This window comes from Pseudomonas sp. GW821-FHT02A11 (assembly GCF_059421985.1).
In genome coordinates, this window is sequence record NZ_JBWKWB010000008.1 from 21328 (window position 1) to 44291 (window position 22964).

24 protein-coding genes are annotated in these 22964 nt (G+C 61.4%); 5 read left to right on the plus strand and 19 right to left on the minus strand.

Going from position 1 to position 22964, the window contains the following annotated elements; genetic code table 11:
* Window positions 1-47 precede the first annotated feature (47 nt).
* The 9 genes from AC07V9_RS13860 to ubiE are packed head-to-tail and all read right to left on the minus strand — an operon-like array spanning window position 48 to window position 6151.
* Window positions 48-755, minus strand: coding sequence for a 16S rRNA (uracil(1498)-N(3))-methyltransferase (locus tag AC07V9_RS13860; RefSeq protein ID WP_495016276.1), 708 nt, complete (start codon window positions 753-755; stop codon window positions 48-50).
* Entirely contained in the window at window positions 752-1546 is a 795-nt protein-coding gene (tatC, locus tag AC07V9_RS13865) for a twin-arginine translocase subunit TatC (protein ID WP_495016277.1), read from the minus strand. Before tatC ends, AC07V9_RS13860 begins: the two co-directional genes overlap by 4 nt.
* Window positions 1543-2028, minus strand: coding sequence for a Sec-independent protein translocase protein TatB (tatB, locus tag AC07V9_RS13870; RefSeq protein WP_495016278.1), 486 nt, complete (start codon window positions 2026-2028; stop codon window positions 1543-1545). The genes tatC and tatB overlap by 4 nt, the downstream gene beginning before the upstream one ends.
* A gap of 10 nt (window positions 2029-2038) precedes the next feature.
* Window positions 2039-2314, minus strand: coding sequence for a twin-arginine translocase TatA/TatE family subunit (locus tag AC07V9_RS13875; RefSeq protein WP_495016279.1), 276 nt, complete (start codon window positions 2312-2314; stop codon window positions 2039-2041).
* Between the two features lie 43 nt (window positions 2315-2357).
* The gene (locus AC07V9_RS13880; protein ID WP_495016280.1) at window positions 2358-2690 is read right to left on the minus strand and encodes a phosphoribosyl-ATP diphosphatase; all 333 of its coding nucleotides are present in this window, start codon (window positions 2688-2690) and stop codon (window positions 2358-2360) included.
* A gap of 2 nt (window positions 2691-2692) precedes the next feature.
* Window positions 2693-3085 (minus strand): phosphoribosyl-AMP cyclohydrolase, encoded by a 393-nt coding sequence (hisI, locus tag AC07V9_RS13885; protein WP_495016281.1) that lies wholly within the window; start codon window positions 3083-3085, stop codon window positions 2693-2695.
* Window positions 3086-3141: 56 nt separating this feature from the next.
* Complete coding sequence (gene ubiB / locus AC07V9_RS13890) at window positions 3142-4761, minus strand: ubiquinone biosynthesis regulatory protein kinase UbiB (RefSeq protein WP_495016282.1); 1620 nt, start codon at window positions 4759-4761, stop codon at window positions 3142-3144.
* Entirely contained in the window at window positions 4758-5381 is a 624-nt protein-coding gene (locus AC07V9_RS13895; RefSeq protein WP_495016283.1) for a ubiquinone biosynthesis accessory factor UbiJ, read from the minus strand. The genes ubiB and AC07V9_RS13895 overlap by 4 nt, the downstream gene beginning before the upstream one ends.
* Entirely contained in the window at window positions 5381-6151 is a 771-nt protein-coding gene (gene ubiE, locus AC07V9_RS13900) for a bifunctional demethylmenaquinone methyltransferase/2-methoxy-6-polyprenyl-1,4-benzoquinol methylase UbiE (protein ID WP_346828745.1), read from the minus strand. The genes AC07V9_RS13895 and ubiE overlap by 1 nt, the downstream gene beginning before the upstream one ends.
* Window positions 6152-6292: 141 nt before the next feature.
* Between ubiE and AC07V9_RS13905 the strand changes: the two genes are divergently transcribed.
* The 3 genes from AC07V9_RS13905 (at window position 6293) to AC07V9_RS13915 (ending at window position 8152) form a co-directional block, all read left to right on the plus strand.
* A complete protein-coding gene (locus tag AC07V9_RS13905) occupies window positions 6293-6571 on the plus strand; it encodes a polyhydroxyalkanoic acid system family protein (RefSeq protein ID WP_495016284.1) in 279 nt (92 codons plus the stop codon).
* 221 nt (window positions 6572-6792) lie between these two features.
* Window positions 6793-7230: a phasin family protein gene (locus AC07V9_RS13910; RefSeq protein WP_495016285.1), complete on the plus strand. Its 438-nt coding sequence runs from the start codon at window positions 6793-6795 to the stop codon at window positions 7228-7230.
* A 10-nt stretch (window positions 7231-7240) separates the two neighbouring features.
* Window positions 7241-8152 carry a phasin family protein gene (locus AC07V9_RS13915; protein WP_495016286.1) on the plus strand — a complete coding sequence of 304 codons (912 nt, stop codon included), beginning with the start codon at window positions 7241-7243 and terminating at the stop codon, window positions 8150-8152.
* A 207-nt stretch (window positions 8153-8359) separates the two neighbouring features.
* Here the strand turns inward: AC07V9_RS13915 and AC07V9_RS13920 are convergent, their stop codons facing one another.
* The 10 genes from AC07V9_RS13920 to AC07V9_RS13965 form a co-directional block, all read right to left on the minus strand.
* A complete protein-coding gene (locus AC07V9_RS13920; protein ID WP_495016287.1) occupies window positions 8360-8974 on the minus strand; it encodes a TetR/AcrR family transcriptional regulator in 615 nt (204 codons plus the stop codon).
* A gap of 165 nt (window positions 8975-9139) precedes the next feature.
* On the minus strand, window positions 9140-10822 hold the full coding sequence (gene phaC / locus AC07V9_RS13925) for a class II poly(R)-hydroxyalkanoic acid synthase (protein ID WP_495016288.1): 1683 nt from the start codon (window positions 10820-10822) through the stop codon (window positions 9140-9142).
* A 167-nt stretch (window positions 10823-10989) separates the two neighbouring features.
* Window positions 10990-11844, minus strand: coding sequence for a poly(3-hydroxyalkanoate) depolymerase (gene phaZ / locus AC07V9_RS13930; protein ID WP_495016289.1), 855 nt, complete (start codon window positions 11842-11844; stop codon window positions 10990-10992).
* A 224-nt stretch (window positions 11845-12068) separates the two neighbouring features.
* Window positions 12069-13748: a class II poly(R)-hydroxyalkanoic acid synthase gene (phaC, locus tag AC07V9_RS13935; RefSeq protein ID WP_495016290.1), complete on the minus strand. Its 1680-nt coding sequence runs from the start codon at window positions 13746-13748 to the stop codon at window positions 12069-12071.
* Between the two features lie 350 nt (window positions 13749-14098).
* Complete coding sequence (locus AC07V9_RS13940; RefSeq protein WP_495016291.1) at window positions 14099-14476, minus strand: gamma-butyrobetaine hydroxylase family protein; 378 nt, start codon at window positions 14474-14476, stop codon at window positions 14099-14101.
* A 132-nt stretch (window positions 14477-14608) separates the two neighbouring features.
* The gene (hslU, locus tag AC07V9_RS13945; RefSeq protein WP_495016292.1) at window positions 14609-15946 is read right to left on the minus strand and encodes an ATP-dependent protease ATPase subunit HslU; all 1338 of its coding nucleotides are present in this window, start codon (window positions 15944-15946) and stop codon (window positions 14609-14611) included.
* 66 nt (window positions 15947-16012) lie between these two features.
* The gene (gene hslV, locus AC07V9_RS13950; RefSeq protein ID WP_037016051.1) at window positions 16013-16543 is read right to left on the minus strand and encodes an ATP-dependent protease subunit HslV; all 531 of its coding nucleotides are present in this window, start codon (window positions 16541-16543) and stop codon (window positions 16013-16015) included.
* A 241-nt stretch (window positions 16544-16784) separates the two neighbouring features.
* Complete coding sequence (locus AC07V9_RS13955) at window positions 16785-17477, minus strand: SPOR domain-containing protein (RefSeq protein WP_495016293.1); 693 nt, start codon at window positions 17475-17477, stop codon at window positions 16785-16787.
* Window position 17478: 1 nt separating this feature from the next.
* The gene (gene argS, locus AC07V9_RS13960; protein WP_495016294.1) at window positions 17479-19215 is read right to left on the minus strand and encodes an arginine--tRNA ligase; all 1737 of its coding nucleotides are present in this window, start codon (window positions 19213-19215) and stop codon (window positions 17479-17481) included.
* A 291-nt stretch (window positions 19216-19506) separates the two neighbouring features.
* Window positions 19507-21726: a primosomal protein N' gene (locus tag AC07V9_RS13965; RefSeq protein ID WP_495016295.1), complete on the minus strand. Its 2220-nt coding sequence runs from the start codon at window positions 21724-21726 to the stop codon at window positions 19507-19509.
* A 167-nt stretch (window positions 21727-21893) separates the two neighbouring features.
* Between AC07V9_RS13965 and rpmE the strand changes: the two genes are divergently transcribed.
* Window positions 21894-22115 carry a 50S ribosomal protein L31 gene (gene rpmE, locus AC07V9_RS13970; RefSeq protein WP_495016296.1) on the plus strand — a complete coding sequence of 74 codons (222 nt, stop codon included), beginning with the start codon at window positions 21894-21896 and terminating at the stop codon, window positions 22113-22115.
* An 11-nt stretch (window positions 22116-22126) separates the two neighbouring features.
* Window positions 22127-22936 (plus strand): thermonuclease family protein, encoded by an 810-nt coding sequence (locus tag AC07V9_RS13975; protein WP_495016440.1) that lies wholly within the window; start codon window positions 22127-22129, stop codon window positions 22934-22936.
* Window positions 22937-22964 lie beyond the last annotated feature (28 nt).

Below are 22964 nucleotides of genomic sequence, written 5' to 3' on the forward strand. Positions count from 1 at the left end.
CTTGCTCCTACGCCTTCGGCAGAAGCGGGAAGGTGGTGGTTTGAGGGCTAGAACAACCGAGCGAGGAGCGCCGTTACGGCTGTTTCAACCCGCAAAATGCGTTCGCCAAGCTGCACCGGGTTCAACCCTGAAGCGCGCAGCAGGTCGACTTCGTAGGGAATCCAGCCGCCTTCCGGGCCGATGGCCAGGGTCACAGTTTCAGCGACCGCCCGTGGACAGGCTGGGAAGTCCCCCGGATGCCCCACCAATCCCAGCGTGCCGTCGACGATCGCTGGCAGCCGGTCTTCGACGAACGGCTTGAAGCGTTTCTCGATGATGATCTCCGGCAGCACGCTGTCCCGGGCCTGTTCGAGGCCAAGAATCAGCTGTTCACGAATGGCCGCAGGCTCCAGAAACGGCGTCTGCCAGAAGCTTTTTTCGACGCGGTAACTGTTGACCAGAATGACCTTCGGCACGCCCATGGTGGCGACGGTCTGAAACACCCGGCGCAGCATCTTCGGGCGGGGCAGGGCGAGTATCAGCGTCAGCGGCAGTTTGGCCGGCGGCTCGCGATCAAAGCTGACGGACAGTTCGGCCTCGCGAGGCGCCAGACGCAGCAGTTGCGCGCTGCCCAGCAACCCGCCCACGCGCCCGATGCGCAGGCTGTCACCGACTTGCGAGCGATGCACCTCTTGCATGTGCGTGAGGCGCCGGTCACGCAGGATCACGCGGTCAGCCGAGATGAAGTCGGCTTCTTCCAGGAGCAGCAGGTTCACGGCTGGGTCGCTGGTGGCTGGTCTTGCTCGTCTTCGGCTTTTTCGTCGTCTTCATGGTCACCGCGCTTGGTCACCATCGAACTGCATAGCACGCCGATTTCGAACAGCAGCCACATCGGCACTGCCAGCAGCGTCTGCGAGAAAATGTCCGGCGGCGTGAGAATCATGCCGACCACGAAGCAGCCGATGATCACGTACGGGCGGATCTTCTTCAGGTACTTCACGTCGACGATGCCGATCCACACCAGCAACACGACCGCGACCGGAATCTCAAAGGCCACGCCGAACGCCAGGAACAGCGTCATGACGAAGTCCAGGTAACTGGCGATGTCCGTCATCATCGACACGCCTTCCGGGGTGACGCTGGCGAAGAAATGGAAAATCAGCGGAAACACGAGGAAATAAGCGAACGCCATGCCGGCGTAGAACAGGATGATGCTGGAAATCAGCAGCGGCACCGCCACGCGTTTTTCGTGCTTGTACAGGCCCGGTGCGATGAAGCCCCAGATCTGGTAGAGGATCACCGGCATGGCCAGAAACAAAGCGACCATCATGGTCAGCTTGAACGGCGTGAGGAACGGCGAGGCCACGTCGGTGGCGATCATCGTCGCACCTTCGGGCAAGAACTTGCGCAGCGGCGCCGAGACGAAGGTGTAGATCTTCTGCGTGAAGTAGAACAGCGCGCCGAAGATCACGAAGATCGCCAGCACACAACGCAGCAGACGCGAGCGCAGTTCAGTGAGGTGCGAGACCAGCGGCATTTGCTGGTCGTTTTCCGGAATTTCGCTCATGGGGCTCGTGGGGGCTGTGTCGAATCGTTGGCAGAAGGCGTTCCGGACGCGGTGGTGGTCGACGTTGCCGTGGCGGGAGTGGCCACAGGCTCGGGCGTCTCAACCTTGACCGGCTCAGAGATCACGGCAGTGCTCACCGGCGCGGGCTCGGCAACAGGCACCGGGTTGTTTTCCGCGCTGGGCGTCGGCGCGGCATCCAGCGCCGAAGGCGCAGGCTCAGGCGCCGCTGCGCGGGCCTGGGGCTGCATGATCTTGCGCGCTTCTTCTTCCAGCGAAAGGATGTGTTCGTTGTGCAATTGACGACGAATCTCGTCGGCGCCGATCTCGCGCTCAACTTCCTGTTTGATCGCGTTGAAGCTGCGTTTCAGGCGTCCAACCCAGAGCCCGGCCGTACGCGCGGCGCCTGGCAGGCGCTCGGGGCCCAATACCAGCAGGGCGACGAGGCCGACCAGCAGCAGTTCAGAGAAGCTGATACCAAACATGCGTCACGACCTAGTCTTTGCGGATGGGCTCTTCGACTTTCTGCGCAGTGCCGTCGATGGTGTGCGGCTGATGCAACGGTTGGGTCGGTGGCGGCGTTGGCTGTGCGGTTTGCTGAGGCTGGACCGGTGGCTGCTCAGGGGCTTTTTCATCGTCGTTCATGGCTTTGCGGAAGCCCTTGATCGACTCGCCGACGTCAGTGCCCAGGTTCTTGAGTTTCTTGGTGCCGAAAATCAGTACGACGACCACAAGAATGACGATCCAGTGTTTCCAGTCAAAAATGCCCATGACGCGTTCCTCACAAGAAATTCAGGGCCCGCAGGCCCGGTGTTTATTCCGCCGAGCGAGCTGCTTTTTCGGCGTGGCCGGACAGCCCGAAACGGCGGTCCAGTTCATCGAGTACGGCCTGTGGATGCTGGCCAAGCGCTGCGAGCATGACCATGCTATGGAACCACAAGTCTGCGGTTTCGTAGATGACATCGCTGCAGTCACCACTGATGGCGGCGTCCTTGGCGGCGATGATGGTTTCGACCGACTCTTCGCCGACCTTCTCCAGAATCTTGTTCAGCCCCTTGTGATAGAGGCTGGCGACGTAGGAAGAGTCGGCCGCCGCGCCTTTGCGCTCTTCGAGCACCTGCGCCAGGCGTGACAAGGTATCAGTCATGTTCAGTGTCCTGCTTGATAAATGGATTCCGGGTCTTTGAGCACCGGGTCCACGGTTTTCCAGCCTGCGTCTTCATACACGCGATAGAAGCAGCTTTCACGGCCGGTGTGGCAGGCGATGCCACCGATCTGCTCGACCATCAGGATGATGACGTCGGCATCGCAGTCCAGACGCAGCTCGTGCAGTTTTTGCACGTGGCCCGATTCTTCGCCTTTGCGCCACAGTTTGCCACGTGAACGCGACCAGTAGATGGCGCGGTTCTCCTGAGCGGTCAGGCTCAGGGCTTCACGGTTCATCCAGGCCATCATCATGACGCGCCCGGTCTTGTGGTCTTGCGCAATGGCGGGGACCAAACCGTCACTGTCCCATTTAATCTCGTCCAGCCAGTCTCTCATCGTCGGCTCCGGCCGCTCTGTGGATGGGCTAGTGTGCCAGCGGCTCGGCCCGATGGCTATCGGCGAACGACCAGATAGAGCCCTGCCACCAGCACCAGCAACGCCGGCCAGGCGCTCATAGCCATCAACTCTGCACCCGATTGAGTGTGAGCGGTGGCCAGAACCACGCCACCTGCCAGCAAGCCAGCGCCGATCAGGCGCAGGGCCCAGTGATCGCCTTTGTGGCTGTACGGTGGCGGCGGGTCGCTGGTGTGCGGCTGCGACAGGCGTTCGAGCAGGTCGCGGGTCATGTTGGCCAGATGCGGGATCTGCTCGACTTGTGACTGCAAGTTTCCGATCAGGGTTTTCGGGCTGACGCGCTCACGCATCCAGCGCTCCAGGAAAGGCTGCGCGGTGCTCCACAGGTCCAGTTCCGGGTACAGCTGACGGCCCAGACCTTCGATGTTGAGCAGCGTCTTTTGCAGCAGCACCAGTTGCGGCTGGACTTCCATGTTGAAGCGGCGAGCCGTCTGGAACAGACGCATCAGCACTTGGCCGAAGGAGATGTCCTTGAGCGGCTTCTCGAAAATCGGCTCGCACACAGTGCGGATCGCGGCTTCGAACTCGTTGAGTTTGGTTTCCGCCGGCACCCAGCCCGAATCAATGTGCAATTGGGCCACGCGGCGGTAATCGCGCTTGAAGAAGGCAAACAGGTTACGCGCCAGGTAATCCTGGTCTTCCGGGGTCAAGCTGCCGACGATGCCGCAGTCGATGGCGATGTATTGCGGGTCCCAGGGCGAAACCGTGCTGACGAAAATGTTGCCGGGGTGCATGTCGGCGTGAAAGAAGCTGTCGCGAAACACCTGGGTGAAGAACAGCTCCACCCCACGTTCGGCGAGCTTTTTCATGTCGGTGCGCTGATCGGCCAGGGTCGCGAGATCCGTGACCTGAACGCCGTAAATGCGCTCCATCACCAGCACTTTCGGGCGGCACCAGTCCCAGTAGACCTGAGGCACGTACAGCATGGCCGAGCCTTCGAAATTGCGGCGCAGCTGGCTGGAGTTGGCCGCTTCGCGCAACAGGTCGAGTTCGTCGTAGATGGTCTTTTCGTAGTCGGCGACGACATCCACCGGGTGCAGCAGTCGGGCGTCTGCGGACAACCGCTCGGCGATCTTGGCGAGGATGAACAGCCACGCCAGGTCCGAGCCGATGACCGGCTTCAGGCCTGGCCGCACGACCTTGACCACCACCTCTTCGCCGGTTTTCAGGCGTGCGGCATGAACCTGCGCGACCGAGGCGGAGGCCAGCGGTGCGACATCGAAACGGCTGAAGACGTCGTTGATCTTGGCGCCCAGCTGCGACTCGATCAGGGCGATGGCCTTCTCGGATTCGAACGGCGGCACGCGGTCCTGCAGCATCATCAGCTCGTCGGCTATGTCTTCGGGCAGCAGATCGCGACGCGTTGAAAGCAGCTGGCCGAACTTGATGAAGATCGGCCCAAGATCCTGCAGCGCCAAGCGCAGACGCGCGCCTCGGCTCAGCTCGTTCTTGCGTCGCGGGATCCAGCGCCAGGGCAGGACAAAGCGCACGGCGAGCAACCACCAGGGCAAGGGCAGGGCGAACAGCAGGTCATCGAGGCGGTAGCGGATTACGACACGCTGGATGCGAAACAGGCGGCGGACGGCAAGCAGGCTCATGCGTTATCGCTGGATTTGAGGGATTGGGCCAGACGCTCGAAGCGGGCTTCGAGGCGTTCCAGGTCTTGTTTGGTCTGATCCAGCTCGGCGAAGCGGGCTTCAGCCTCGCGTTTGCCGACCAGGGTGCGGGATTCTTCGGCCAGGTACTCGGCCAGATTGTGGCTCAGGCTCGCCATGCTCTCGTGGGTCCAGCGTGCGCTGTTGCGCAGATGACCACCGATCAGTGGCGTGGCGACCGGGCCGAGCCAGCGTTGCAGCTCGTATTCCCAGTCCAGATCCAGATCCTCCAGCACGCCCACCAGCTCCAGCAGCACGGCGCTTTCACCCTCGAGTTCGACTTCCGGGCTGTGCAGCACCGCGTTCTTGTCGCGGCTCAGCGCCAGGCGCATGAGGCTCGCGGCCGGAGCGCGCAAGGTCACGTCGGCGCCGGACTCCCAGCGACTGGCGAGCATCAGGCCCTCGTCGCTGGGCAGAATGTACAGGTGGAATGCAGGGCTGGTGCATTCAATCGCGACGACTTTGCCGCTCAGCCGATCAAGGCGTGGCAAGGCCGTGCTGTCCATTTGCAGCACACGATTGATGCCGTGCTCGGCGCTGGCGAGCAAGCCGCTGATCAGCATCAGGGCTTGATACCACGGTGCAGCGCGACGATGCCGGACGTCATGTTGTGGTAAGTCACGCGGTCGAAACCGGCGTCTACCATCATCGACTTCAGGGTTTCCTGGTCCGGGTGCATGCGGATCGATTCGGCCAGGTAGCGGTAGCTTTCCGAGTCGTTGGTGATCAGCTTGCCCGCCAGCGGCATGAAGGCGAACGAGTAGGCGTCGTAGACCTTGGACATGACCTTGTTGGTCGGCTTGGAGAATTCCAGCACCAGCAAACGCCCGCCCGGCTTGAGCACGCGCAGCATCGAGCGGATGGCGTCATCCTTGTGAGTGACATTGCGCAGGCCGAAGGCGATGGTCACGCAGTCGAAGTAGTTGTCCGGGAACGGCAGCTTTTCAGCGTCGGCCTGGACGAACTTGATGTTGCCAGCCACACCGCGATCGAGCAGGCGGTCGCGACCGACCTTGAGCATCGAGGCGTTGATGTCAGCGAGCACCACTTCACCGGTCGGGCCGACCAGGTGGGAGAATTTTTTCGCCAGATCGCCCGTGCCGCCGGCGATGTCCAGCACACGGTTGCCGGTGCGCACACCGGACAGCTCGATGGTGAAGCGTTTCCAGAGGCGGTGCATGCCACCGGACAGCACGTCGTTCATCAGGTCGTACTTGGCCGCCACGGAGTGGAAAACCTCGGCGACTTTCTCGGCCTTCTGGCTTTCTGCGACGGTTTTGTAACCGAAGTGAGTGGTGGGTTCGGCATCGCTGCCTTTGCGCGGATCGTTCATATCGCTGTCACCGGAATAAAGTGCGGCCATTCTAATCGCCGGGGCTGGCTTTGTCTTGACAAGGCTCACCGCGAACAGTTTCTTCGCTGAACGCCGCTGGTATAGTGGCCCGACGATTTACCTCGATGAAGGAGCCGGCCCATGGCCCGAATTACCGTAGAACGCCCGCATGCGCTGGGTAAGGATAAGGCCCGCGAGAAAGCTGAGTTGCTGGCTGAAAAGCTGGGCGACAAATATGGCATCGAGCACAGCTGGGAGGGCGACACGGTGTCGCTGGAAGGCAAGGGCGCCAAAGGCACCGTGCAGGTGGAAGACGCGCTGGTGCGAGTCAACATTGAATTGAATTTCTTCCTCTCGGCGATGAGCAGCACGATTCAGACCGAGATCGAGCGGCAGCTGGACAAGGCGCTGACGGCGTAATGCCCCCCTCATTCTTGTAGGAGCGCGCTTGCCCGCGATGCCCACGACGCGGTCGTGCGGACACACCGTGTGGCGTCCATCGCGGGCAAGCGCGCTCCTACAGTCATCTCCACGCAGCCACTCCAACCTAGGGTGAGTTTTCTAATTTTTCTCTCTACCTTGTGCCCATCCCCCAATCTGCGGGGTGGTTCCTCCTATCCCTTTCGAGCGTGAGGTGCACCATGGCCAGAGTTACCCTGAAGAAAAAAGTCGAAGCCGAAGAAACCAAAGCGTTCTCGGACGTGCGTCTGTATGCCCGCAAGATCTGGCTCGCAGGCCTGGGTGCCTATGTCAAGGCCGGGCAGGAAGGTGCTGATTACGTCAAAGAGCTGATCAAGACCGGCGAGCAGACCGAGAAGACAGCCAGAAAAGTCATCGACGAAAAAGTGGATGCGGCCAACAGCGAGATCGAGTCAGTCAAAGGCGAGGCCAAAGGCGAAGTCACCAAGATCAAAGGTCGCGTTGAGGTACAACTCGACAAAATCGAAAGCGCGTTCGACCGCCGCGTGGCCAGCGCCTTGAATCGTATCGGCATTCCGTCTAAACATGATGTTGAGACACTCTCTGCTAAGCTCGATGAGCTGACGGCATTGCTCGAACGTGTCGCGCGTAAACAATAAGGAGAGCGGGATGGCTGGCAAGAAAAAAACCGAAAAAGAAGGCAGCTCCTGGATTGGTGAAGTGGAGAAATACTCCCGCCAAATCTGGCTGGCTGGTTTAGGCGCTTACTCGAAGATCAGCAATGACGGCAGTAAGCTTTTCGAAACGTTGGTCAAAGACGGCGAGAAGGCCGAGAAGGAAACCAAGGCGACCGTTGGCAAAACCGTCGACACCGCCAAGGCTTCCACCAAGTCCCGCGTCGGTGACGTTAAAGACTTGGCACTGGGCAAATGGGGCGAGCTGGAAGGCGCCTTCGACAAGCGTCTGAACAGTGCGATTTCCCGCCTGGGCGTGCCGAGCCGCAACGAAGTCAAAGCCCTGCACAGCAAGGTTGACCTGCTGACCAGGCAGATCGAAAAGCTCACCGGCGCTTCGGTCACCCCGGTTTCGAAAACGGCAGCGGCCAAGCCTGCAGCAAAACCTGCGGCCAAAACCACCGCCAAGCCTCTGGCCAAAGCGGCAGCCAAACCGGTTGCGAAAGCCGCGAGCGCAGCAGCCAGCAAAACCGCAGCGGCGAAACCTGCAGTCGCCAAAGCCGCTGCCAAGACGGCCGCCAAACCGGTAGCCGCAGCGTCGAAAGCCGCCGCTTCCACTGCTGCCAAAGCGAAAACCGTTGCCGCCAAAACCGCGCCGAATGCCGCCGCCAAACCTGCAGCAGCGAAATCGGCCGCCAAGCCAGCAGCGGCCAAGCCCGCTGCCGCGAAGAAACCGGCAGCCGCCAAAAAGCCCGCAGCCCCCAAACCTGCCGCGGCCGCCAAGCCGGCTACAGCATCCACCCCGGCTCCGGCCACCAGCGCCGCACCAGCGGCTTCGGCATCCACCGCGCCATCCGCTGCACCGTCGACCACCACAACCACGTCGGCATCTTCCAGCCAGTCCTGACTTCCCGCTGGCGGGAACGAGGCCCGATCTGTGAGAGCAGGTCGGGTTTTTTATTGGGATGTGTCAGGTCCATCGCTTCGCCACTGTCGCACAGCTCCAGTAGCTTACTACAGGGGGCCGCGTTCGCCGCAGAGTTGCGGGTTGCGCCGATTCCTGTAGGAGACGTCGGAGGTTACGACGGCAGCGAACGGCGGATTCGGACAGGATTCAGTCTTCCAGATAATGCAACGCCAGCTTCTCTGCCGCATGCCGCGAGCCGGGCTTCAGGTGGGGCGCCACGAGCATCATGATCTGGTAGACCACCACTCGGGTTTCGCCTTCGCGATCGAGGATGCGCTGGTAATCCAGCGAGAACAGCAAGGTCATGGTGATCTGCTCCACCAGTTGCCCGAGCGCCTGCGTGTCGCTGGTGACCTGACCCTCGGTTTTAAGGCGCGCCAGCAACGAGGCGAGGGTGCGCTTGATGGCGTTGAGCAGGTTGCGAATGCCCCGGGCGAGCTTGGGCAGGCGGCTGGCGAGGTTCGACAGGTCCTGGAACAGAAAGCGGTAGTGGGACAGACGTTCGACGATCAGGTGCAGGAACAGCCAGTAATCCTCGGCGTCCAGACGCGCATCGGCGGGAGGGTCGAGCAGAGGCGCAAGCTGCGTCTGAAAGCGCTCGAACAGCTCCATCACCAACGGCTCCTTGCCGTGAAAGTGGTAGTAGAGATTGCCGGGGCTGATCTCCAATTCGTTGGCGATTTCCAGGGTCGAAACGTTGGGTTCGCCCTGCTGATTGAACAGCAGCAGGGCGCATTCGAGTATGCGGTCGCGGGTCTTCATCCAGTCTTCTTAGTTGAGTCTTTAAAACAGGTCGCGGTATCGGGGGAGCAGCTTATTTCCTGTGGGAGCGAATTCATTCGCGAAGCGGTGTGACAGGCGAAAGCGATGCCTGGTGTGCGGACGCCTCGCGAATGAACTCGCTCCCACAGGGGGAAATTTTGCTGATCATCTGACGCGCACATACGTCCCCGGCGCCGCCTCCATGGGCGGGTAATTCTGGTTGCCGAGGGCGGTCAGGGTCTCGCGCTGAGGGCCTGAGCGCGCCTGAATCCAGCTGAGCCAGCTCGGCCACCAACTACCATCGGTGCGCTGGGCGTCGTAGTACCAGGCGCGTGGGTCGCTGCTTAGCTTGCCATTCTCGACGAAGTTGGCCTTCGGGTTGCCCGGCGGGTTAAGGATGCTTTGCACGTGGCCGCTGTTGGACAGCAGGAAGCGTCGCTCGCCGCCCAGCAGCAGCGTCGAGCGATAGACCACGTCCCACGGCGTGATGTGATCGTTGATGCCAGCCACGCTGAAGCTGTCGACTGTCACCTTTTGCAGATCGACCGGCGTGCCGCACACCTCGAGCCCGCCCGGATGGGTGAGCGGGTTGTGTTTGAAGAAATCCAGCAGGTCCCCGTGCAGGGCTGCGGGCAGGCGGGTGCTGTCGTTGTTCCAGTAGAGGATGTCGAAAGGCGGTGGCGCCTTGCCCAGCAGGTAATTGTTGACCCAGTAGGTCCAGATAAGGTCGTTGGGACGCATCCACGCGAACACCTTGGCCATGTCGCGACCATCGAGCACCCCGCGCTGATAGGAGCGACGCTTGGCCGCTTCAAGGGTCTGTTCGTCAATGAACAGCGTCGCCGGGCTTTCGATCTGGCTGTCCAGCAGGCTCACCAGATAGGTCGCGCTGGCCACTCGGCGCATCTGCCGCTTGGCCTGCAGATGGCCTTGCAAGGCGGCGATGGTCAGGCCCCCGGCACAGGCGCCCATCAGGTTCACCTCGCGCGCCCCGGTGATGGCGCGGCACATGTTCATGGCTTCTTCGGCCGCCTCTACATAACTGGAAAGCCCCCACTCGCGATGCCGCACATCCGGGTTGCGCCAGCTGATGATGAAGGTCTGCAGGCCATTTTTCAGGGCGTACTGCACAAAGCTGTTGGTCGGGCTCAGGTCGAAGATGTAGTACTTGTTGATTTGCGGCGGGACGATCAGCAACGGCTTGGCGTACTGCTTTTCGCTCATGGGCGAATACTGGATCAGCTCCAGCAGCTCGTTGCGAAATACCACTGCGCCGGGCGTGACGGCCAGGGTGCGGCCGATTTCGAACGCGTCTTTGGTGGTCTGGCTCGGCAGGCCGTTGTTGTGCATGAAGTCGTCGAGCATGTGACTCAAGCCCTTCACCACGCTGGTGCCGCCCGAGTTGAACAGCTCTTTGACGGCCAGCGGATTGAGCAGAGTATTGGTCGGCGACAGCGCGTCGTTGAGCAGAGCAAAGATGAATTGCGCGCGGGAGCGGTCGTCCTCGGAAAGGTGACTGTTGTCGATCCATTCGCGGACCTGATGCTGACAGCTCAGATACGCCTGCAGGCCCCGGCGATACAGCGGGTTGTGCGCCCAGGTGGGGTCGTTGAAACGGCTGTCGTTGGGGTGCGGCTGATGGGGCGTGTCACCGAGCGCCACCCGACCCAGTTGACCGCCCAGGGCCAATGCATGGCGAGCCGTATAAACCGGGTGCTTGAGGCCTTGCAGCGCCACGTTGCGCAGTGTGGAGAACAGATCACGGCCACGAAGACCTGTGATCGCACTCTGCGCATTGATGTAGGTCGCGGGCGTGGGGTAGCTGTTCTTCGCCGGTTTTTCTCGCATGGATCAACACTCCTTCGTCTGGCCATAAAGCAAAAACACCGGCGCGCAACGCTCCTGTCAGCCATTGCGCGCCTCCCTGCGTCGGGGCAATCCCGCCCGATGACGCAGTCGGTCAAACACCTTCTTTTTCTACGAACGCCTGCCGGTCCCAGCGCAATCCTTGAGGGTCATCGCACGATGGGTGCGGGTTGAGGATGCATGACGGCGCGCTGCCGTTCCTGCGCAAGGAACTTCATGATGATGGGTGCGACAGCCTCGGCCCGGGTGATCAAAAACAAGTGACCATCGTCGATTATGTGTAGCTGGGCATTGGGTATACGCCAGGCCAGCAGTCGCATATTGATCAGCGGAATCAGCGGATCGTCATCACCGGCCAGCACCAGCGTTGGCTGACGGATCTTGTGCAGCCAGTGAATGCTGGTCCAGCCCATGCCCGCGAACAGCTGCCAGTAGTAGCCCAGTTTTCCGGACGAGCGGACCTTGGCTGCGTGGTTGGCGGCCAGATTCGGGTCGCGACGAAACGCACCGCCGTAGATCTCCGGAGCGATGCGAATCACGTGGGACGGCTGGATATAGCGCCGGGGGCTGGCCATCATCCACAGCACTTTCGGCTTGCCGGGGACCATCACCGCCCCCGCCGCCGTGGCCGCCAGCACGAGTTTTTTGCAACGTTCGGGGTAGTCGTGGGCGAACTGCTGCGCCAGCGCGCCACCCCAGGACACGCCGATCGCGTTGACCTGGCCGTAGTCCAGGTAATCGAGCATTCGAGCCGCGAGTTTGGCCAGGCCCGGAAAGCGATACGGCCGATTTGGCGTCGAGGAGCCGCCGACACCGGGGACGTCGAAGGCAATGACCTCAAGGTCCGGGTCCAGCGCATCGACGAAAGGAAAGACCAGTTCGAGGTTGGCGCCGATGCCATTGAAGATCAGCAACGGCGTGAGGTGCCCCTTGCCGGGACGCACGGCGGTGCGGATGTTGTGGCCATCCAGATCGATGGTGCGAAATACGAACGGTTGCGGCATGCGCGAAGCCCTGTTGGTTAAACGCCGAATACTGCTTCCCGGGCGGCGCAATCTCCTGTGAGGTTTGAGCCTCTGTGGGAGCGAATTCATTCGCGAAGATCGTAAATCCGATACATAAGTGTCGGAAGTACCGGCCTATCGCGAATGAATTCGCTCCCCAGGTTTTGGCAACCTTTACCCGCACTGGGCCCTTTTAAACGTTATCGGCAGAGGCGTGCGCGTGTTTACCTTTCATGCACATACGTCCCCGGCGAAGCCTCCCCGGCGGGGTACGCCTTGTTACCCAGTGTAGCGGGGGATTTTTTCAGTTTGCCGGAGCGCTCGGCCTGCCAAGCCTGCCAGTGCAGCCACCAGGAATCGGTGTGCTTGCTCGCGTCTTCCTGCCAGCGGGCAGCGTCATCGGGCAGTTCCGGGTTGGTCATGTAGCGCGCCTTCGGGTTGCCTGGCGGGTTCAGAATGCTCTGGATGTGTCCGCTGTTGGACAGCACGAACTCGGTCTTGCCACCGAACAGCCGTGCCGACTTGTAGCACGAGACCCACGGCGTGATGTGGTCGTTGGTCCCGGCAAGGCAGAAGATGTCACTTTTAACCTGCTTGAGATCGATCGGGGTGCCGCAGACTTCCAGCGCGTTCGGACGGATCAACGGATTGTTCTTGAACATCTCGATCAAGTCGCCGTGAAACGCGGCGGGCAGACGCGTGGTGTCGTTGTTCCAGAACAGGATGTCGAACACCGGTGGTTCGTTGCCCAAGAGGTAATTGTTGACCCAGTAGTTCCAGATCAGGTCGTTGGGCCGCATCCAGGCGAAAACCTTGGCCATGTCTTTGCCTTCCAGCACGCCGGCCTGATACGAGTGGCGCTTGGCCGACTCAAGCGTCTGCTCGTCGACGAACAGCGCGACCTGCGTATCGAGGGTGGTGTCGAGCACGCTCACCAAGAGGGTCAATGCATTGACCTTCTGCTCACCCAGCGCGGCGTAATGACCGAGTAGCGCCGTGCAAGTGATGCCGCCGGAGCAGGCGCCCAGCATGTTCACGTCTTTGCTGCCGGTGATCTTGCAGACCACATCCACAGCTTCCTTCACCGCATCGATGTACGTCGACAGGCCCCATTCGCGCTGCGCCTTGGTCGGGTTGCGCCAACTGATGATGAAGGTCTGCACGCCGTTGCGCAGGCAAAACCGTGCCAGGCTTTTATCCTGACTGAGGTCGAAAACGTAGAATTTGTTGATCTGCGGTGGCACCACCAGCAGTGGGCGCTCGTGCACCTGCTCGGTGATCGGCTTGTACTGGATCAGCTCCAGCAGGTCGTTGCGAAAGACCACGGCACCTTCGGTGGTGCCCAGGTTCTTGCCCACTTCGAAGGCGTCCATGTTGACCTGGCTCGGCATGCCGCCATTGTTCACCAGATCCTTGGCCAGATGCGAGAGGCCGTCGAGGATGCTCTTGCCGCCGGTTTCGAAGAAGCGTTTGACCGCCGCCGGGTTCGCCGCACCATTGGTGGGCGACATGGCTTCAGTCATGAGGTTGATCACGAAGTGCCCGCGGCTGGTGTCCTGGGGCGACAGGCTGCTGTCCTCGATCCAGTCGTGCAGCTCCTTGCGCCAGGCGAGGTAGGTCTGAAGGTAGCGACGGTAGAGGGGGTTCTGGCTCCAGGCTGGGTCGGCGAAGCGGCGGTCGTCGCTGTCGGGCACCAGAGTCGATCTGCCGAGCAGGACGTTTTTCAGTTCCAGCCCGAAATGGGCCACGTGCTTGGCGCTGTGGAAGGGTTGCCTGATGGCCTGGGTCAATACCATGCGTGCCGTGGTGAGCAAATCCTTGCGCCGCAAGCCTACGACAGGGTTCAACCCCAAGGTGTGTTCAGAGGCTTGACGCGGCAGATCATCATTACTCTTGTTACTCATCTACGACGCTCCATTGTCCTGAGACGAGCGCTGGTTCCCTGTGAAAAGAAGCGACACAGGCAAACGCCAGCACTGCTCTCGGGTGACCGATGATTAACACAACGGATGTGAACGCTTGCGCAAGGCGCCGGGTTTTAATGGCGCTGCATGCGACTGCCACGAACACACCGATAGGCTTCTGCAAAAACTCCGATGCAGATGGCTTGCCAGAATCATTGGTTACGCGAGATTTATAAAAATCGCAAGCGGGGCCAGTCATTGGCCGCTGCGCGGAGCATTGAAGCAGAAGGAATTAGAAAGCGCGTCCTAAAACGCCCGCCGGTGGCCCAGGCGCGAGCTAGAGCGGCGGCTTAGAGCATGAGTCGAATGACTTGCTCGGAAGGGTCGCGGGACTTGCCGGCGGCTTTGAGTTCAGCGAGGTAATCGTCCCACAGCGCGTCCTGACGTTGCGCCAGTTGCTCCAGGTACTCCCAGGTGAACAGTCCGCTGTCATGACCGTCGTCGAAGGTCAGTTTTAGTGCGTACTGACCGGCAGGTTCTACCTTGGTCAGGCCGACGCCGAGCTTGCCGAACTGCAGGATGGGCTTGCCATGACCCTGAACCTCGGCAGACGGCGAATGCACCCGCAGAAATTCGGCTGGCAGGTGATATTCCTCGCCAGGGCCATATTTGAGGGTGAGGATTTTGCTGGCTTTGTGGAGCTGGATGGCAGTGGGGATGCGTGTCATGGAGGCTATGCCTTGCGCGTCACATTGTAGGAGTGAGCTTGCTCGCGATGGGGTGGGGCAGGCAACGATGTGTTGACCTGATCCAATGCAATCGCGAGCAAGCTCACTCCTACAGGGGGGGGCGTGCGCTGATTAAAGAATATAACGCGACAGATCTTCGTCTTCGGCCAACTCGCCCAGATGGCTGTTGACGTACTCGGCGTCGATCTTGATCGTGGCCGTGTCCTGGGCGCTGCCCAGATCACCCGCGCTGAAAGAGACCTCTTCGAGCAGGCGCTCAAGCAGCGTGTGCAGACGACGGGCACCGATGTTCTCGGTCTTCTCGTTCACCTGCCAGGCGATCTCGGCCAGACGCTTGATGCCGTCGGGCAGGAACTCGATGTTCAGGCCTTCGGTCTTCAGCAGCTCGCGATATTGCTCGGTCAGCGACGCGTGTGGCTCGCTCAGGATGCGCTCGAAATCCTGCGGGCTCAGGGCCTTCAGTTCGACGCGAATCGGCAGGCGGCCCTGCAGCTCCGGCACCAGATCGCTCGGCTTGCTCAGGTGGAACGCGCCCGAGGCAATGAACAGGATGTGGTCAGTCTTGACCATGCCCAGCTTGGTGTTGACGGTGCAGCCCTCGATCAGCGGCAGCAGGTCGCGCTGCACGCCTTCGCGGGACACATCAGCGCCACCGACATTCCCGCGCTTGGCGACTTTGTCGATCTCGTCGATGAACACGATGCCGTGCTGCTCGACCGCTTCCAGCGCCTTGGCCTTGAGCTCCTCGTCATTGACCAGGCGGCTCGCTTCTTCGTCGCGGACCATTTTCAGCGCGTCCTTGACCTTGAGCTTGCGGCTCTTCTTCTTGCCCTTGCCCATGTTGGCGAACAGGCTTTGCAGCTGGTTGGTCATCTCTTCCATGCCCGGAGGCGCGGAGATATCGACGCCGCCCATCTCGGCGACTTCGATCTCGATTTCCTTGTCGTCCAGCTGACCTTCACGCAGGCGTTTGCGGAACAGCTGACGGGTGTTGGAATCGGTACTCCCGGCCGCGTCTTCGTTGAAGCCCACGCGCGCCGGTGGCAGCAGGGCATCAAGGATGCGGTCTTCGGCCGCGTCTTCGGCGCGATGACGAACCTTGGTCATTTCCTGTTCGCGCAGCAGTTTCATCGCCGCATCGGCCAGATCACGAATAATCGACTCGACGTCACGGCCGACGTAGCCGACTTCAGTGAACTTGGTCGCTTCGACTTTCAGGAATGGCGCGTTGGCCAGCTTGGCCAGGCGACGGGCGATTTCGGTCTTGCCGACGCCGGTCGGGCCGATCATCAGGATGTTCTTGGGGGTGACTTCAACGCGCAGCTCTTCAGGCAGCTGCATCCGGCGCCAACGGTTACGCAGCGCGATGGCGACGGCGCGCTTGGCATCGTCCTGGCCGATGATATGGCGATTGAGTTCGTGGACGATTTCACGGGGAGTCATGGACATGGTTTTCAACGGTCCTCTGTGACGAATGAACCTGGCAGCCGCGATGACTTGCGGCTCCTGTCAGGCTTATTCGGCGAGGTCCTGCTCCTCAATGGTGATGTTGTGGTTGGTGAACACGCAGATGTCGCCGGCGATGTGCAGTGCGGTTTCGGCGATTTCCCGAGCCGACAGTTCAGTTTTCAGCAGCAGGGCGCGAGCAGCGGCCTGGGCGAACGCACCGCCGGAGCCCATGGCGATCAGGCCGTCTTCGGGCTCTACGACGTCACCGTTGCCGGTGATGATCAGGGAAGCGTCCTTGTTGGCGACGGCGAGCATGGCCTCAAGACGGCTCAGGGAACGATCGGTACGCCAGTCTTTGGCCAGCTCGACAGCGGCGCGCACCAGGTGGCCCTGGTGTTTTTCCAGCTGGGCTTCGAAACGTTCGAACAGGGTGAAGGCGTCAGCGGTGGCACCTGCGAAACCGGCGATGACCTGGCCGTGATACAGGCGACGGACTTTCTTCGCGTTGCCTTTCATGACGGTGTTGCCCAAGGAAACCTGGCCGTCACCCGCCATGACGACTTTGCCTTGGCGGCGTACTGAAACGATGGTGGTCAAGGGGAGAATCTCCACGCTGTGGGGCGAAAATGCCCTGATGGAAACTCATATGGGGGTGGGGGCGGGTATTTCAACTGCCGAAGGGGTTGGGGGATGAATGGCAGCTGTTGGCAATCGCAGGATGCCGCATCTTCCTGTAGGAGCGCGCTTGCCCGCGATGGCGTCGTGTCAGACGGCATATTCGTTTATGACACACCGCATTCGCGGGCAAGCGCGCTCCTACATTGGTATACGCAGACTGTTATCGGCTCTGACGTTGTTGCAACAGAAGATTACTGAACCCGCCACCCGCGAGCTGCTTCTGCGCGGTCGTCAGTTGTTCACGATTGCTGAACGGCCCGACCAGCACGCGGTACCACGTTTCGTCCTTTACCGTACCGGATTCAACCGTCGCCGCCTGACCCAACAGAATGATCTGCGCACGTACCTTGTCAGCGTCGGCCTGTTTGCGGAACGAACCCGCCTGCAGGAAGAACGTCGTCACCGGCGCAGGTTTCGCCACCGGGGGCGCTGGCGGTGGTGTCAGGCCGCTGAGGGCTGCCTGGGCTCGTGCGGTGTCGATCTTCGCGGCCACCTCTGGGGTGACCGGCGTGGTCGGCGCAGCCACGGAGGGCGGGGTCTTCTCAGGCACCGCCTCGTTGGGCACGATCACTTCCGACTCAGGCAGCAGCGTGTAGAAGTCGTACTTGGGCTTGACCGGCGCTGTCGGGCTTGGCGGTGTCTTGTTCGCTTCGGCGATCTTGGCGGCCTTTGCCTCGGCCTTGGTGCGCTTGATGTCGTCGCCGCCGCCGGGCTCCAGCTTCATCAGAAAAACGATGAAGGCGCCGACCGACAGGCCGATCGCCAGCCACAGCCATCCCGGGATCGGCTTCTTTGCGGGCGCCTCGTACCGGCTGGCACCGCGCTTGGGAGCAGGTTTCTTTTTGACTGCCAAGTTACATACGCTCCAGAGTTTCCAGACCCAACAGTTGCAGGCCTTGCTTGAGGGTGCGGCCGGTCAGGTGCGCGAGGCGCAGACGGCTTTGCTGTTGCTCGGGGTTTTCTGCGTTCAGGATCGGGCAGTTCTCGTAGAAACTGGAGAACAGCCCGGCCAGGTCGTATAGATAGGCGCACAGCACGTGGGGCGTGCCTTTTTCGGCGACGTTGTTCACGGTTTCGCCGAATTGCGCCAGACGCGCGGCCAAGTCCTGCTCTTGAGGGGCTTGAAGGATGATCTGGCCTTTACGCTCGTCAAAGGCCTCGCCCAGCTTGCGGAACACGCCGGAAACGCGGGTGTAGGCGTACAGCAGATAAGGCGCGGTGTTGCCTTCGAAGCTCAGCATCTGATCGAAGTTGAAGCTGTAGTCGCTGGCGCGGTGCTTGGACAGGTCGGCGTATTTCACCGCACTGATGCCCACGGCCTTGGCGATGCTGCGCAGCTCATCTTCGGCGACGTCCGGATTCTTCTCTTTGACCAGCACGTAAGCGCGCTCTTGTGCTTCGTCGAGCAGGTCGACCAGCTTCACGGTGCCGCCATCGCGGGTCTTGAACGGGCGGCCATCGGCGCCGTTCATGGTGCCGAAGCCCATGTGCTCCATCTGCATGCCGTTGGTGACGAAACCGGCGCGACGGGCCACTTCGAACACTTGCTGGAAGTGCAGGGCCTGACGCTGATCGACGAAATACAGCGCGCGATCGGCTTTCAACACGTTGCTGCGATAGCGCACGGCGGCGAGGTCAGTGGTGGCATAGAGATAACCACCACCGGCCTTCTGCACGATCACCGGCAGCGGCTCGCCGTCGGCATTCTTGAATTCATCGAGGAACACGCACTGCGCGCCCTTGCTCTCCACCAGCAGGCCGGCCTTTTTCAGATCGCTGACCACGTTGGCCAGATCGTCGTTGTAGGCACTTTCGCCCATGACATCTTTGGGCGTCAGTTTGACGTTCAGGCGCTCGTACACTTCCTGACAGTGCGACAGGGAGATGTCCTTGAAGCGGGTCCACAGCGTCAGACACTCAGGATCGCCCGCTTGCAACTTGACCACCAGGCCCCGTGCGCGCTCGGCAAACTCCTCGGACTCGTCGAAGCGGCCTTTGGCAGCGCGGTAGAAGTTTTCCAGGTCCGAGAGCTCGTCGCTGGTGGCCGGGGTTTCCTGCAAATAGGCCAGCAGCATGCCGAACTGGGTGCCCCAGTCGCCCACATGGTTCTGACGAATGACGGTGTCGCCAAGGAATTCCAGCACGTTGGCCACGCCGTCACCGATGATGGTCGAGCGCAGGTGGCCGACATGCATCTCTTTGGCCAGGTTCGGCGCGGACAGGTCGACCACCACGCGCTGCGCTGGGCCGTTCTTGCGCACCGAGAGGGTGGCGTCGGCCAGGGCCTCGTCGAGGCGCGACGCCAGGGCTTGGGTGTTCTGGAAGAAGTTGAGGAAGCCGGGACCGGCGATGTCGACCTTGCTGATCTGCTCGTCGGCAGGCAGCGCGGCGACGATCTTCTCGGCCAGGTCGCGCGGCTTCATGCCCGCAGGCTTGGCCAGCATCATGGCGATGTTGCTGGCGAAGTCGCCGTTTTTCTTGTCCTTGGCGTTTTCCACCTGGATCGCCGGCGTCAGCCCTTGCGGCAATACGCCTTCGGTGACGAGTTGGCTCAGAGCTTGTTGGATCAGCTGGCGAATGGTGTCTTTCATGTGGCTCTCTTTCGACCGCAAGCGCGGCAGCGCTTCGATGCGCGGGTGGAAAAACTGGGCATTATCCGTTGCCGAAGCCGCCTTGCCAACCGCGTTGGATGTGCGGTTGTGAATCTTCATGCCTGATGTGTATCGCGCAATGACTGATTACACGCAAACCCAGTAGGAGCAGTCGGAGGTTACGACGGTCGCGAAAGCGGTGGGTCAGACAATACATCTGTAGCTGACCCACCGCCTTCGCCACTGTCGTAACCTCCAGAAGCTTCCTACAGGGGATTGGCATTGGCCGGACTAATACAAATCCACCGGATCCACATCCAGCGACCATCTGACCGCGCGCCCGCTGGGCAGGCTTTCCAGGACCAGCAGCCAGCTTGCCAGCAACCTGTGCAAAGACGCGCGGGCGTTGGCCTGCAGCAGCAACTGGGCGCGGTATCGGCCCGCCCGGCGTTCCATCGGAGCGGGAACGGGTCCTAACAGTTCAATTCCACCCAGCGACATTTCCTTCAACAAATGCTCGGCATTCGTACAGGCTTCGTCGAGAAAGCCCTCGGCCTGTCCTGGCTTGTGGGCTTCGGCGCGCAACAACGCCAAGTGCGAGAAAGGTGGCAGGCCCGCAGCGCGGCGCTCGCTCAAGGCCTGCTCGGCAAAGGCGAAGTAGCCTTGCTCGGTCAGCTGAATCAGCAGCGGGTGTTCGGCCAGGTGCGTCTGGATGATCACCTTGCCAGGTTCTTCAGCGCGGCCCGCACGCCCTGCCACCTGCACGATCAGTTGCGCCATGCGTTCGCTGGCGCGGAAGTCACCGGAGAACAACCCGCCGTCGGCATCGAGGATCGACACCAGCGTCACACGAGGGAAGTGGTGCCCTTTGGCGAGCATCTGTGTCCCGACCAGAATGCACGGGTGGCCTTTCTGGATGGTGGCGAACAGCTGATTCATCGCGTCCTTGCGCGAGGTGCTGTCGCGATCGACACGCAACACCGGGTAATCCGGAAACAAAATCGCCAGCCGCTCTTCGGCGCGCTCGGTCCCCGCACCCACGGGGCGCAGGTCCACTTTGCCGCAGCTCGGGCAATTGCGCGGCACGCGCTCGACGTGGCCGCAGTGGTGGCAGCGCAACTCGCCGTAGCGTTGGTGCACGGTCATGCGCGCGTCGCAGCGATTGCACTCCGACAGCCAGCCGCAATCGTGACAGAGCAGCGTCGGGGCAAATCCGCGTCGGTTGAGGAAGACCAGCACTTGCTGTCCAGCGGCGAGCGTCTGGCCGATGGCCTGCTGCATGGGGCCGGAAATGCCGCTATCCAGCGGGCGGCTTTTGACATCAAGACGCAGGAAGCGCGGTTGTTGGGCGCCGCCCGCTCGCTGATTCAGGCGTAGGAGGGCATACCGCCCGGTGTAGGCGTTGTGCAAGCTCTCTAGCGAAGGTGTGGCCGAGCCCAGCACGATCGGGATGTCTTCCTGTCGAGCGCGTACCAGTGCCAGGTCCCGTGCGTGGTAACGCAGACCTTCCTGCTGTTTATAGGAGCCATCGTGTTCCTCGTCGATGATGATCAGCCCCGGATTTTTCATCGGGGTGAACAACGCTGAACGGGTGCCGATGATGATGTCTGCCTCGCCATCTCGCGCGGCCAGCCACGCGTCCAGTCGATCTCGATCATTGACGGCCGAGTGCAGCAGGGCGATGCGCGCATTGAAGCGCTGCTCGAAACGGGCCAGGGTCTGCGGGCCGAGGTTGATTTCCGGAATCAGCACCAGCGCCTGTTTGCCAGCCTCCAGCGTTTCGCGGATCAGTTGCAGATAGACCTCGGTCTTGCCGCTGCCGGTCACCCCCGCGAGCAGCGAAGCGTGGAAACTGCCAAACCCTGAGCGAACGGCCTCGCAGGCGGCGCGCTGTTCGGCATTGAGCGGCAATTCCGGCTGAGCCAGCCAGTGCTCATGACGCTCCATCGGCGCGTGGCCGCGCACCTCGACGGTTACCAGTTCCTTGGCCAGCAACAGGTTGAGGCTGTCGCGGTTCAGGTTCAGCTTGCTCAAAAGCTGGTGGGCGACGCCGTGAGGATGCTGTGCGAGGGTCTGAAGGGCTTCTTTCTGTTTCGGTGCGCGAGCGATGCGCGGGTCGTCGACGCTGGCGCCAGGGGCGATCTGCCAGAAACGTTCCTGGCGGGCCTCGGCGGGCTCTCCTTGGCGCAACAGCACAGGCAGCGCCCAGCTCAGCGTGTCGCCGAGGCTGTGCTGATAATACTGCGCGGTCCACAGGCACAACTTGAACAGCGCAGGCGGCAGCGGCGCCTCGAGGTCGAGCAGGGCAATGGCAGGCTTGAGCTTGTCGGCGGGCACGTCGCTGTGGTCGGCGACCTCCACCAGCACGCCGATCATCTCCCGGCGGCCGAATGGTACTCGCAGGCGCATGCCGGGCTGCAAGGCTTCGCGGGCGACACCGGCGGGAATGCGGTAATCGAACAGACGGCGCAGCGGCGAGGGCAGGGCGAGGCGCAGGATGGCGTCGGGCACGCGGGGGATTTCCTGTTACGGAGTATGACCAGGGCGCGATCTTAGCAGACGACCGGCGTAAACGTTCCCTTGCGTGATTTGCCATGTCTGTTAATATGCGCGGCCTAATTCCGTGCGGTATTCAACAATAGTGTTGGGTGGCGGCACGATAGCCCGAGGAAATACCCATGAAAGCAAATATCCATCCAGTTTACGAAGACGTCGTTGCAACCTGCAGCTGCGGCAACGTCATCCACACCCGTTCCAACCTGGCCAAGCCGCTGAGCCTGGACGTGTGCAACGAGTGCCACCCGTTCTACACCGGTAAGCAAAAGACTCTGGACGTTGGCGGCCGTGTCGACAAGTTCAAGTCGCGTTTCGGTGCGTTCGGCGCAACCAAAGCGAAGTAAGAGTGGTTTTTCTGGAGCGCTCCCCGAGCTTTTCCAGGCTGCTCAAGAAGGCGTCCCTCGTGGGCGCCTTTTTTGTGTCTGCGATTTGGCTCTCCACAGCCAATGCTCTGTGCCCAGCGCCGGCTTCTCTGCCCATAGCGCAGGTTCAACGGGTGGTGGACGGCGACACCTTGCGCCTGAGCGATGGGCGCAGCGTGCGGATGATCGGCCTCAACGCGCCGGAAACTGGCAAAAAGGGGCAGTCCGCTCAACCCTTCGCCGAAGCCGCCAAGCGTCGTTTGCAAGCGCTGGTCGATGAAAGCGACGGCCAAGTCAGCCTGCGGATCGGTGAGCAGACTGCCGACCATTACGGGCGTACGCTGGCCAACGTCTATGGTCGCGATGGTGCCAATCTAGAGGCGCAACTGCTGGCAGAAGGCTTGGGCTATCTGGTTGCGGTTTCGCCCAATGTGGCGCTGGTCGACTGTCAGCAGGCCGCCGAGAACACGGCCCGTCAGGCAGGGTTGGGCGTTTGGCGCAATTCTCCAGTGCAATCCCCTGATCAAATCAACGCTGGCGGCTTTGCCGTGGTATCGAGCCGCGTCAGTGATGTGCAGCGTAACGGCGGTGGGGTGTGGATTGAATTCGATGACGCGCTGGTGCTGCGCATTGCGCCTCAGCTAGTAAAGCAATTTGACAGCGCTGCGTTGCAGCGTCTGAAAAGTCGGCAGGTCGAAGCTCGGGGTTGGGTCGTTGATCGTTCTCGCCGCGGTGGTTTGAAGCCCGGTCAGGCGCGATGGATGATGCCGATCACCCACCCTGCGATGTTGAATACAAAATAAATAACCGATTGTGAACAATATTATGCGT